Raw genomic sequence first — 12,345 nt, forward strand, 5'->3', positions numbered from 1 at the left:
CCTCGCCGAACGCCGACACGATGTGCGTGGCGACGATCCGCACCGCGGCCGGCATCGCGATCGGCGCCGGCCCGAACGCGGCCGACGCGACGATCGACACGACCAGCAGCAGCGCCAGCACCGGCAGCACCATGCGCATGCGCATGCCGGGCCGCGACGCACGCACGGGCACGCTCATCGCGCCGGCCCTGCGAACGCGGCCGGATACAGCGCGCGCGCCAGCGTCTCGACGGCCGCGACGTTCTCGGGGCCCGGCGTCGCCGCATCGTACGGAATCACGATGAAGCGCCGGTCGCGGATCGCTGCCACCCGCGCGAGCGACGGCTGGCTCAGCAGGAACTGCTGCTTCTGCGCCGCCGTCACGGCCGAATAGTCGACGATCACGATCACCTGCGGATCGCGCGCGACCACGCTTTCCCAGCTCACCTGCGTCCAGCTGCGCGGCAGATCGGCCATCACGTTGCGTGCCCCGGCCGCCGCCAGCAGCGCGGTCGGCATCGCGAGCCCGCCGGTCGTCATCGGCTTGTCGGTGCCGCTGTCGTAGACGAACACGCGCAGCGGCTCCGGATGCCCGATCGCACGCGACACCGCCGCGAGACGCACGCGCATCGCGGCGACGACCTGCGCGGCGCGCGCGTCGACGCCGAAGATCCGGCCGAGATTGTTCAGGTCGCGGAACACGTCGTCGAACGACGCGGCCGACTGCTTCATCACGTGCGAGCACGATTCGGTCAACTCGTACGTGCGGATGCCGAACGGGGCAAGCGTCGCGGGCGTCACCGGGCCGCCGACATGCATCCCGTAGTTCCAGCCCGCGAGATAGAAGTCGGCACGCGCGGCCGCCAGCACCTCGAGCGACGGATACTGGCTCGCCAGTTCGGGCACGCCGCGCAGCGCGTCGCGCACGCGCGCGGTGCCCGTCTTCCAGCCGCCGATGCCGGTGTAGCCGACGAGCCGGTCCTTCAGGCCGAGCACGAGCATCATCTCGGTCAGGTTCACGTCGTTGCTCACCGCGCGCGTCGGCGCGCGCGCGAACGTCACGTCGCGATCGCAACTGCGCACGGTGACGGGATAGGCCCCCGCCTGAGCGGCCGCGCAACCGAGCATGGTCGCGGCAACCAGCCGGCGGGATACGGACGACAACGACAAGGCGGAGGACAAGACAGGAAACGGCATGGCGGTCATTCCGGATGAAGCGGCGTGATGCGCGGCCGGCCCGTAACGGGATGGCGATCGACGAGCGCGGCGACGCCGAACACGTCGCGCAGCAACGCTTCGGTCAGTACGTCGGCCGGCGTGCCCGATGCGACGATCCGGCCATGCGCGAGCACGTGGAGCCGGTCGCAATACGCGGCCGCGAGATTGAGGTCGTGAATCGTGGCGAGCGTCGCGATGCCGAGGCGCCGCACGCGCGCGAGCAGTTCGAGCTGATGGCGCAGGTCGAGGTGGTTGGTCGGCTCGTCGAGCAGCAGCAATTCAGGCTGCTGCGCGAGCGCGCGGGCCAGCAGCGCGCGCTGCTTCTCGCCGCCCGACAGCGACGCGAAGCGTTGCGCACGGCGCTCGACGAGGCCGACGTCGTGCAGTGCGGATTCGACGATCCGGCGATCGTCCGCCGACTCCGCATCGAACGGCCGCAGGTGCGGCGTGCGCCCCATGCCGACCAGTTCGTCGACCGTCAGCCCGAAATCGTCCGGCGTCTCCTGCTGCAGCACCGCGATGCGTTGCGCGACCGCGCGCGGCCGCATGCGCCACACGTCCTGCGCGTCGAGCGCGACACGGCCGGCATCGGGCCGTGCGTAACGGAACACGCAGCGCAGCAGGCTCGTCTTGCCGCTGCCGTTCGGGCCGACCAGCCCGACGAACTCGCCTTCGGCCACGCTCAGCGTCACCGAATCGAGCACGCTGATCGCGCCGCCGGGAGACCAGCTCACGCGTTCGATGTCGAGCATGTGCGCCACGGGAAGCTCGCCGCGTCGCACTAGAAGCGCATCGTCGCGACGAGCTCCGCCGAGCGCGACGGGCCGAGCAGCCATTGCTCGCCGCCGTTCGACGTCGTCACCGCATACGTGCGATTCGCGAGATTGCGCAAGTACAGCGCCAGCTCGGTACGCGACGTCGGCTGCCAGCGCAGCGACGCATCGAACACCGTGTACGACGGCACCTGCACGCGGTTCGCGTCGTCGCCATACGTCGCGCCGACGTAACGCACGCCCGCATTCGCCTGCCAGCGCTCGGCAAACGCCCAGCCGAGCCACAGGTTCGCCGTCTGCTGCGGCACGTTGGCCGGCGCATTGCCGGCGCGCGACACCGTCGTGCCGCCGACCTTCTGGTTGAACGCGTCGTAACGCGCGCGCAGCAGCGCGACGTTCGCATCGACCGTCCAGCCGTGCGGCAGCCGCGCACCGCCCGTCAGCTCGATGCCGCGCGACGACTGCCGGCCGACCTGCTGGCGCAGCGCGGGATTGAGCGGATCGGTGCTGAGCAGGTTGCGCTTCGTGATGTCGTACACCGCGAACGTCCAGTACGCGCGGCCGTCGAGCAACGTCTGCTTGACGCCGGCTTCCCACTGTTCGCCGGTCGCGAGCCGGTAGTTCGCCTGCGACGCGGACAGCGTCACGAGCGAGCCGAGCCCCTCCGCGCCCGTCGTGTACTGCGCATACGCGCTCAGTGTCGGCGCGACTTCGAACACGAAGCCCGTGCGCCAGCCGACGTTCGCGAAGCGCTTGTCGAAGCCCGCGCCGGTCGCCGCCTGCTCGCGGTTGAACGCGATGTGGTCGTAGCGCAGGCCGCTCACCCACGCGAGCCGCGGCAGCACTTCGAGCCGGTTCTCGGCGAACACCGCGACCTGCCGCGCCCGCGAGCTGAACTGCGGCACCGTCGGGTCCGGGCTCGTGAACACGCCGGGATCGAAGCCGTGCGCGGGCACCGTCGATTCGCCGCCGTACGGCGCATTGTTGGTGCCGCTGAACGTGATCTGGCTGAACTCGGTGCCGACGACGAAGCGGTTCGCACGGCCGAACAGCGTGCCGTCGAAGCGTGCGCTCAGCCGATCGCCGACCTGCCGCTGGTGGTGGCCGATGTCGAGATAGTCGCTGCGTGTGACGAGACCCGTCGCGGCATCGAGTGCATACGATTCCGCATTGCGCCAGTGCCGGTTCGACGTCAGGTAGTAGAGCTGATTGTCGATCGTCACGCCAGCCGTCGGCCGGTAGCTGGCCGACAGGCGGGTCCACTGGTCGTAGTAGGAAATCGTCGCGTCGCCGACGTTGTAGTTGAGCTTGCGCAGCGACGGATCGAGCACGCCGTTCGGCGCGGGCACGCCGTAGTAGGTCGCCGGCATCTGGCGGCCGTAGTCGAAGTCGAGCGTCAGCGTGAGCTTCGGGCTGACGTCGAATTTCAGCGCGCCGCCGACGGCCGTCGTATGCGTATCGGCCCGCTCGGCGAGGCCGTTCGCGCGTGCATCGCTCGCATAGAAGCGGTACGACAGCCGCGGGCCGAGCGCGCCCGTCGTGTCGAACGCGGCGCGCTTCGCACCGTCGAGGCCGACACCGACCTGCAGCGTCGTCTCGCGCGTGCGCTGCGGCCGCTTCGGCACCACGTTGACGACACCGCCGATCGCCCCTTCGCCGTACAGCACCGACGCCGGGCCGCGCAGCACTTCGATGCGCTCGACCGACCACGTATCGAACGGGAACGTGATCGTGTCGGCTGCCGGCATCAGCCGCACGCCGTCGAGCAGCGTCATTACCGATTCCTGCCCGCCGAAGCCGCGCACGCTCAATGCGGTACCGCCGGTGCCGGGCGCCATCGCGCTCGCGAACCCTGCAGTGCGCGTCACCGCGTCCAGCACCGTGCGATCGCCGCGCGCGTCGATCGTGTCGGCCGTGACCGTCTCGACGCTCGCGGGCGTGTCGAGGCTCGCGAGTCCGAGCCGCGAGCCCGTTTCGAGCGGTTGCGTCAGCGGGTCGGCCGGTGCCGACTGCGCGCTGACGTTGATCGCCGGCAGCGCATGCCGTTCGTCCGGTGCGGGTGCGGCGGCTTCGGCGGCCAACGCGCCGGAGGTCGCCATCGCGCAACCCAGCAAGGTCGTGCAGCCGCGTGCGCGCCACGCGCGGGTGGGCCGGCGCGGCGCGGCAGCGTGCCGCTCCCCGCGCGCCGGGTGGTATCTGGTGTTCGTCACGTCGTATCGATCTTCGTTTGGCGTCGTCGCACGCGGCCGCACCGGGTAGCCCGGACGGCCGGCGACGCAAAACGTCAGATGATACAAAATATCAACCCGATTCGTCAGGAATTTGTCAGGTTGTGCCGGCCGCCCTGCCGACGGGCGGCGCGCGCCGCGTCTACAACGGGAAACTGAACTGCACCCACAGCTTGTCGCCCTGCGGCCGGTTGCGCACCGCGAACTCGTGCTGGTACTTCACGACCACGCCCGACGCCGGCCCCCACATGAACCGCAGTTGCGGGCCGATCGCGACCGACTGCCCGCGAAAGCCATCCGACGCGACCTTGATGCCGTCCTGCGTATCGTCGGTGAACTGCTTCAGGAACGTGCCCTGCACGCCGAGCTGCACGCGCCGGTCGAGCGAATAGCCGACCAGGTAGTCGAGCACGGCGACCGCACCCGAGTGGTAGTGCGTCGCATGGTTCGGCGAATTCAGCTCCAGCAGCGTGGTCGTCGAGATCTCCCAGTCGCGGCCCGGAAACCAGGTCGTGCTGACGTACGGCAGGAACGCATACGTGTTCAGCCCCGTGTTCGCGATCCGGTTCGCCGCATACGCGCCGGTCGGCACCGCGAACGACGGCGAAAAGAACGCGAAGAACGTCTTCGATGCGTTCGCATAGTTGATCATGAACGGCTCGAGGATCACGTCGCCGAGCGATGTGCGGTTTCCGCTGCCGCCCGGCGTCGACAGATGCAGGTGCACGATCGGCACGATCGCGCTGCTCGACAGCGAAAACGGCCCGAAGGTCGCGCCCCAGGTGTGGACCACGCGCGGCGTTTCCGCGACGACGCTCAGGTGGAACCCCGGCACCGCGCTGCCGCCGTCCGGCCCGGCAAACCGGTTCGATGCCGAGTACAGCGCGTAGTTGAAGTACTGCGTGTTGCCGGGCGGCGGGAGCATCCCGTTCAGTACCGTGTTGACGCCGAACGGATAGCTGATCTGCCCGTTCTCCGTGGCCGACGCCGGGGCTTGAATGGCCCCGGCGATCAGGAGTGCCAACGGCACCCGTCGCAATGCGAATTTCATGTCGTCTCCAGACCGGATTGTTATCGTGTCATCGCAAGCCGGGCATCGCAGGCCCGGGGAGACGCAATGTAAAGCGCACGACAGCGGCGAAAAAGACGACGTTCGGGAGAACAGTTCTCCGTCACACGGAGAAATGCGCGACGGCGCAGCGCCGGCCTACGATCAGCGGCCGACTTCCTTCCACTTGCGCGCAAGCCCGAGACGTTCGAAACGCTCGATCAGGAACTCGGTGAAGACGCGGATCTTCGCCGGCTGGTGACGGCGGCTCTGGTACGCGATGTTGACGGTGAGTGCCGGCAGTTGCCAGTCGGTGAGCACCGGCACCAGCTTTCCCGCGACGATATCGTCGTGAATGATGTAGAGCGGCTGGATCAGGATGCCGAGGCCCGCAAGCGCCGCGGCGCGGATCACCTGCCCTTCGTTCGCATCGAGCACGCTCTTGATCGTGACCGACTGCTTCCGCGCGCCGTGACGGAAATGCAGGACGTACGGATCGTTCGCGAGGTTGTAGACCAGCAGCCGGTGGTCGCACAGCGCATCGGGCGTCGTCGGCGCACCGTGCTTCGCCAGATACCCGGGCGACGCGGCCAGCACGCGCCGCGTCTCGGCGAGCTTGCGCACCGTGATGCCCGAATCCGCTTCATGCTCACGCGTGCGAATCGCCACGTCGATACCGGCCTCGATGAAATCCGGGTAGCGGTTCGCCGCGACGATCTGCACGTTCAGGTTCGGGTAGCGCCGGTGAAACTCGGGCAATGCGGGTGCGATATAGATCGACGCGAACGAGACGGAAGCGGTCACGCGCAGCGTGCCGGCCGGATTGACGCTCGCTTCGTTGACCGCCGCATCGGCCTCCGACAGTTCCGTCAGGATCGCGACGCAACGCCGGTGGTACTCGTGCCCCGCGTCGGTCAGCCACAGGCGGCGCGTGGTGCGCTCGACCAGCCGCGCGCCCAGCCGCTCCTCCAGCGCGTTCAGGCAGCGGCTCGCCGCCGCGCTCGACATGCCGAGCCGCTCGGCGGCCTTCGACAGGCTGCCCAGCTCGGCGACCTGCACGAAAAATTCGATCTGCGTCCACTTGTCCATGCGTTCAATTCTTCCACCTGGCGGAGAACAAAACTCCTCCAAACCATCTTTTTTACGATCCAAGGAGGAATTAATGTTACGTCAACGCGCCATCCAACGACATCAGGAGACAACCCCAATGCGCAATCTCAACGAAGACACCATCACGCAGGCCGTGATCGCGTCGCTGGGCGGCTGTCGCGACGAGCGGTTGCGCACGGTCATGACCAGTCTTGTCCAGCACCTGCATTCGTTTGCGCGGGAGACGAAGCTCACCGAGGCCGAATGGCAAACCGCGGTCGGCTTCCTGACCGCCGTCGGCCACATCACCGACGACACGCGCCAGGAGTTCATCCTGCTGTCCGACGTGCTCGGGCTGTCGACCCTCGTCACCGCGCAGAACCATGCGAAGCCGGCCGGCTGCACGGAAGCCACCGTATTCGGTCCGTTCTACGTCGAAGGCAGCCGCGACTTCGGGATGTTCGACGACATCGCGAACGGCGCATGCGGCGAGCCCTGCTTCGTGTCGGGCCATGTGCGCAGCATCGACGGCATGCCGATCGCGCACGCCTCACTGGAAGTCTGGCAGGCCGACGAGGACGGGCACTACGACGTGCAACTTCCGGCCGACGACGGATCGGTCACGCACCGCGCGCGTGGCCGGCTGCGCACCGGCGCCGATGGTCGCTACGCATTCCGCTCGATCCTCGCCGAGCCGTATCCGATTCCGCACGACGGCCCCGTCGGCGCGATGCTCGATGCGCTCGGCCGTCATCCGTGGCGCCCCGCGCACCTGCATTTCATGATCGAGGCACGCGGCTACGAAACGCTGATCACGCACGTGTTCCGCGACGGCGACCGTTATCTCGACTCCGATGCGGTATTCGGCGTGCGCTCGACGCTCGTCGCCGACTGGGTCCGGCACGCGCCCGGCCTCGCGCCGGATGGATCGCGCATGGACACACCGTTCTACACGCTCGACTACGACTTCGTGCTCAATCCCGCGGAGCGCGCCGCATGATCCGCCACGTCGTGATGTGGAACGTCGCCGGCGCGACCGAGCCCGAGCGCGCGGTGGCACGCACCACCGTCAAGACCGCCTTCGAAAGCCTGCGTGGCCGGATTCCGGGCATGACGCACCTCGAGGTCGGCGCGGATTTCAGCGCGGCCGATTACGCGTGCGACCTGATTCTCGTCGCCGAATTCGAGTCGCGTGAAGCCCTCGACACTTACGCGACGCATCCTGAACACACACGCGTACGCGACGCACTGACGGGCCTGCGCATCGCGCGCCATCAGGTCGATTACGCAACGGAGTGACGACGACATGAACTTCATCTATCAGGCACGCCCCGCCCGCGTGATCTTCGGCGCGGGCAGCCTCGATCATCTCGAACGCGAAGTGCTGGAACTGGGCGCGCAACGCGCAATCGTGCTCTGCACGCCGGAACAGCGCGACCTCGCGCAACGCATCGTCGAGCGGCTCGGTGCGCGCGCGGCCGGGCTGTACGATCGCGCGACGATGCACGTGCCGATCGAAATCGCCCGCGATGCGCAGGCGTTTGCCAGGTCGTGCGACGCCGATTGCGCGATCGCGATCGGCGGCGGTTCGACGATCGGCCTCGGCAAGGCGATCGCGCTCGAAAGCAGCCTGCCGATCCTCGCGATCCCGACGACCTACGCCGGCAGCGAAATGACGCCGATCTACGGCCTGACCGAAGGCGGCCTCAAGCGCACGGGCTCCGACGCACGCGTGTTGCCGAAGACGGTGATCTACGATCCCGCGCTCACCGTCACGCTGCCCGTCGAGCTGTCCGTGACGAGCGGCCTCAATGCGATCGCGCATGCGGCGGAAGGCCTCTACGCGAACAACGCGAATCCGGTGATGAGCCTCGTCGCCGAAGAAGGCATTCGCGCACTGGCGCGCGGCCTGCCCGGCGTGCGGCGCGACCCCGCCGACCTCGGCGCACGCAGCGACGCGCTCTACGGTGCGTGGCTGTGCGGCATGGTGCTCGGCAACGTCGGCATGGCGCTGCACCACAAGCTCTGTCACACGCTCGGCGGCAGCTTCAACCTGCCGCACGCGCCGACCCACACGGTCGTGCTGCCGCATGCGCTCGCGTACAACGCCGCGCACGCGCCGGACGCGATGCAGCGGATCGCCCGCGCGATCGGCACGAACGACGCCGCGCGCGGCCTCTACGCACTGGCGCTCGACAACGGCGCGCCGGTCTCGTTGAAGGCGATCGGCATGCAGGAAGCCGACCTCGATCGCGCCGCCGATCTCGCGGCCGCCAATCCGTACTGGAACCCGCGCCCGATCGAACGCGACGGCCTGCGCGCGCTGCTGCAGGACGCGTTCGACGGCAACCTGCCCGGCTCGACCGCGCGCTGAGCCGAATACGCGACAAACCAACAAACGACCCCGTCATGGAGACACCCCGCATGAATACCGAATCGAGCGCGCACGGTGACAGCACCGTCGAATACTGTGACGTCGCCATCGTCGGCTACGGCCCGACCGGCCTCGTCGCCGCATCGATGCTGGGCCGCGCCGGCCATCGCGTGATCGTGCTAGAACGCTGGCCGACACCCTACGGCCTGCCGCGCCTCACGCACATCGACGGTGAAACCGCGCGCATCGTGCAGGCCAGCGCCGACGTCGATCACGCATTGCGCAACGCGAAGGCCGTCGACACGTACCACTACTGCGACGCAAACGGCGACCTGCTGCTCGAACTGAACTGGACCGGCCGTGCATGCGGCTATCCCGCACACATCTCGATCTACCAGCCCGACATCGAGGATGCGATCGACGCGCGCGCCAACACCTTCAAGAACGTGACGATCCTGCGCGGCTGGGAAGTCGATACGCTGCTGCAGGACGACGACGGCGTGACGCTGACCGCGCATCCGGCGCGCGGCAGCCAGGACGCGCAATGGACCGGCAAGCCGCGCGCGATTCGCGCCCGCTACGTGATCGGCGCCGACGGCGCGAACAGCTTCGTGCGCCGCACGCTCGGCATCGAGCGCTCGGATTTCGGCTACAACGAGCGCTGGCTCAATCTCGATTCGGAGAACAAGCGCGATCTCGGCGACGGCTGTGCCCGCACGACGATCTACTGCGATCCGGCGCGCGCCTACATGCACATGCCGATCGGCACGAAGCGCACGCGCTTCGAGCTGCGCGTGCTGCCGGACGAATCGACCGCCGAATGGGAAACGGAAGCAGCCGGCTGGAAGTGGCTCAACGACCACTACGGCTACGGCCCGGATGACCTGACGCTGCTGCGTCACGTCGTCTACACGTTCGAGACGCGCATGGCCGAACGCTGGCGCGCCGGCCGCGTGCTGCTCGCGGGCGATGCGGCGCACACGATGATGCCGTACATGGGACAAGGCGCGTGCTCCGGCATGCGCGACGGCATCAACCTCGCGTGGAAGCTCGACCTGGTGCTGACCGGGCGCGCCTCCGCCGACCTGCTCGACACCTTTGAAGCCGAGCGCCGCCCGCACGTGACCGCGATCACGCAGATGTCGCTGTTTCTCGGGCAGGTCGTCAACGAGGACGATCCGCGCAAGGTCGCCGAGCGCGACGCGGCGTTCCGCGCCGGCAACATGCCGCCGATGCCGCCGTTCCCGAAGATCGAGCACGGTATCGTGCACGACGAAGCCGACGGCACGCGCCTGCCGACGACCGGCGCGCCCGCACCGCAAGGGCGCGTTCGCCGCGGCGCAGCCGAAGGCCGTTTCGACGACGTGGTCGGCCGGGGATTCCAGCTCGTCGCGCGCGAACACCCTTCCCGCTACCTTGACGACGCACAGCGCGCGTTCCTCGCGCAGCTCGGCTGTCGCGTGGCCGTGCTGTCCAACGACGTGAGCGCACCGGATGCCGTGGTCGATCTCGACGGCGACCAGCACGCGTTCATGCAGGCGCACGGGATCGGCGCGTATATCGCGCGGCCGGATTTCATCGTGTTCGGTTCGGTAGCCGACCTGCGCAACCTCGGTGCGCTCGTCGATTCGCTCCGCGACAAGCTGCACGGGTCCGCCACGTCGAGCGAGCCGCCCGCCGCTTCGGCAGCCTCGGCGGCCGTCCCCCACGCATCGTAATGGAGACGTACGCATGACGATCGAACTGTCACCGTTCGCGCTGTCCCTGCAACGCGCGATGCCCGTCACGCGCTTGCTCGACTGCGGGATGGACTATGCCGACGCCATGGCGCTGCACGCGCGCACGTCGGCAGGCGAACCCTGGGATGTCGCGGCCGAAGCGCTGGCCGACGCGCAGCTCGCGCGCGCCACCCAGGCCGCCGATGCCGGCCACCTGGTCACGGCTGCCGACGCGCAAGCGATGGCCATCGCGAACCTGCTGTTTGCGCAGATGGCGTTCAATCACGACGTGCCGCGCAAGCGCGCGCTCTATGCGCGGCTCGTCGACGCGTCGCACGGTCTCGCGCGCTGGTCCGACAAGCGCATCGAACGTGTCGAAGTGCCGTTCGGCGATGCACACCTGATCGGCTGGCTGGTCCGGCCGCCGACCGAACGCGTACGCGGCACCGTCATCGTGTTCGGCGGCCAGAGCGGCTGGGGTTTCGCCTACTGGCCGATCGCGCGCGCGCTCGCGGCGCGCGGCCTCGCCACATTGCTCGCCGAGGGGCCGGGCCAGGGCGAGACGCGGCTCGAACAGCGGATCTTCGTCGACGTCGACATGAGCGCCGCATACCGGCGCTTCGTCGATCACGTTGCCGATCGCGTGCCCGGGCCGATCGGTATCTGGGGAAACAGCATCGGCGGATTGTGGGCCGCTTCGACCGCTGCGAGCGACCACCGGATCGCCGCCTGTTGCGTGAACGGCGCACTCGCGGCGCCGACACTGCTGCCGTTCCGCACGTTCGTCGAACAGGCCGCGGCGATGCTCGGCAACGACGATCCCGATGCGGTCGCGGCGAACTTCGCGCGGATGAGCTTCTCGTCCGAACGCGACCGCATCGTGTGTCCGCTGCTGGTGCTGCATGGCGGTGAAGATCCGCTGATCCGCCTCGACGATCAGCAGCCGTTTCTCGATGCGGCGACCTCCGGCGACGCGACGCTCAGGGTCTGGCCGGACGGCGAGCACACGATCTACAACCACGCGTCCGAGCGAACCGCGGTCGTGTGCGACTGGTTCGTCGAGCGGTTGACGCAGGCTGCGGCGGCGTGATCACGCAGGCGGTGCCGACCGTGCGGACGGTCGACACCGCGCGCGGCATTACGACTGCGCGCCGCCGTTCTCCACCACGCCGTCGATTTCCGTGCGCGTGAAGCCGTACTTCGCCGTCCGCTCGCGATGATCGGCCGAGCCGAGATACTCGCGCAGCTTCGCATTCACGGCCTGCACGAGCGCGTCGCTGTTCTTGCTGAACGAAAACCCGCCAACGGGCGCGGCTGCACCCGCACCAAGCTCGTGCGAGACGGCCGCCAGCCGCTCGTCCGTGTCGGCGACCGCGCGGGCCCCGATCGCGGTGCTCGCGAACGCGTCGACCTGCCCCGCCAGCAACGCGGCCACGGCGTCGGCCTGATCCTTGAAGATGACGATCTGGCCGTCGCTCACGCCGGCCGCCTTTGCCGAATCGATCTGCACCTGGTCGGTCACGCACCCCAGCCGCGCATCGCTGCGGGCCGCGACGGCCGCGTAGCTCGTCAGCCGCTTCGGGTTGCCGGCCTGCAGCACGAAGCCGTCGCCGATCGCCCACACCGGGACGCTGAACGCAACGTGCCGCGCCCGTTCGGCCGTCACGAAGATCGGCACGTTCATGTCCCAGCGCCCCGCCTGCACCCCCGGCAGCAGCGCATCGAACGACGTCGGGAGATATTCGATGTCCGTCACGCCGATCGCGCGCAGCACCACCTCGGCCAGCTCGATATCCGCGCCGGTCACGGTACCGTCTTCCGCCGTCCAGTAGAACGGCGGCTCCTCGATGTACGCAATCCTTACCTTCATGGTTTCACTCCTGACGTTCAATGATGTTCGCCGCGCCCGGACGCCGGG

General features: G+C 68.6%; 11 protein-coding genes. 5 read left to right on the plus strand and 6 right to left on the minus strand.

All coding sequences use genetic code 11. The features are described 5' to 3' along the window. Positions 1 to 174 precede the first annotated feature (174 nt). From G3N61_RS09650 to G3N61_RS09670, 5 genes are all read right to left on the minus strand, one after another. Positions 175 to 1,185, minus strand: a complete 1,011-nt coding sequence (locus G3N61_RS09650) for an ABC transporter substrate-binding protein (protein WP_205822278.1) — start codon at positions 1,183 to 1,185, stop codon at positions 175 to 177. Continuing rightward, the gene (locus tag G3N61_RS09655; RefSeq protein ID WP_089450685.1) at positions 1,182 to 1,949 is read right to left on the minus strand and encodes an ABC transporter ATP-binding protein; all 768 of its coding nucleotides are present in this window, start codon (positions 1,947 to 1,949) and stop codon (positions 1,182 to 1,184) included. The genes G3N61_RS09650 and G3N61_RS09655 overlap by 4 nt, the downstream gene beginning before the upstream one ends. A gap of 29 nt (positions 1,950 to 1,978) precedes the next feature. Next, positions 1,979 to 4,069, minus strand: coding sequence for a TonB-dependent receptor (locus G3N61_RS09660; RefSeq protein WP_205822310.1), 2,091 nt, complete (start codon positions 4,067 to 4,069; stop codon positions 1,979 to 1,981). Between the two features lie 271 nt (positions 4,070 to 4,340). Beyond that, positions 4,341 to 5,249, minus strand: coding sequence for a transporter (locus G3N61_RS09665; RefSeq protein ID WP_205822279.1), 909 nt, complete (start codon positions 5,247 to 5,249; stop codon positions 4,341 to 4,343). A gap of 162 nt (positions 5,250 to 5,411) precedes the next feature. Then, positions 5,412 to 6,335, minus strand: coding sequence for a LysR family transcriptional regulator (locus G3N61_RS09670; protein WP_205822280.1), 924 nt, complete (start codon positions 6,333 to 6,335; stop codon positions 5,412 to 5,414). 118 nt (positions 6,336 to 6,453) lie between these two features. Here G3N61_RS09670 and G3N61_RS09675 point away from each other — a divergent pair, with 118 nt between their 5' ends. The 5 genes from G3N61_RS09675 to G3N61_RS09695 are packed head-to-tail and all read left to right on the plus strand — an operon-like array spanning position 6,454 to position 11,517. Beyond that, the gene (locus G3N61_RS09675) at positions 6,454 to 7,335 is read left to right on the plus strand and encodes an intradiol ring-cleavage dioxygenase (protein WP_043182362.1); all 882 of its coding nucleotides are present in this window, start codon (positions 6,454 to 6,456) and stop codon (positions 7,333 to 7,335) included. Then, positions 7,332 to 7,634: a Dabb family protein gene (locus G3N61_RS09680; protein ID WP_205822281.1), complete on the plus strand. Its 303-nt coding sequence runs from the start codon at positions 7,332 to 7,334 to the stop codon at positions 7,632 to 7,634. Before G3N61_RS09675 ends, G3N61_RS09680 begins: the two co-directional genes overlap by 4 nt. 7 nt (positions 7,635 to 7,641) lie before the next feature. Next, the gene (locus G3N61_RS09685; protein WP_205822282.1) at positions 7,642 to 8,709 is read left to right on the plus strand and encodes a maleylacetate reductase; all 1,068 of its coding nucleotides are present in this window, start codon (positions 7,642 to 7,644) and stop codon (positions 8,707 to 8,709) included. A 50-nt stretch (positions 8,710 to 8,759) separates the two neighbouring features. Then, entirely contained in the window at positions 8,760 to 10,427 is a 1,668-nt protein-coding gene (locus G3N61_RS09690) for a bifunctional 3-(3-hydroxy-phenyl)propionate/3-hydroxycinnamic acid hydroxylase (RefSeq protein WP_205822283.1), read from the plus strand. Positions 10,428 to 10,440: 13 nt separating this feature from the next. Beyond that, the gene (locus tag G3N61_RS09695; protein WP_205822284.1) at positions 10,441 to 11,517 is read left to right on the plus strand and encodes an alpha/beta hydrolase; all 1,077 of its coding nucleotides are present in this window, start codon (positions 10,441 to 10,443) and stop codon (positions 11,515 to 11,517) included. Positions 11,518 to 11,565: 48 nt separating this feature from the next. Here G3N61_RS09695 and G3N61_RS09700 read toward each other — a convergent pair whose 3' ends face one another. Continuing rightward, positions 11,566 to 12,297 (minus strand): transporter substrate-binding domain-containing protein, encoded by a 732-nt coding sequence (locus G3N61_RS09700; protein ID WP_205822285.1) that lies wholly within the window; start codon positions 12,295 to 12,297, stop codon positions 11,566 to 11,568. Positions 12,298 to 12,345 lie beyond the last annotated feature (48 nt).

The sequence above is a fragment of the Burkholderia sp. Ac-20349 genome, assembly GCF_017104865.1.
GTDB lineage: Bacteria > Pseudomonadota > Gammaproteobacteria > Burkholderiales > Burkholderiaceae > Burkholderia > Burkholderia aenigmatica.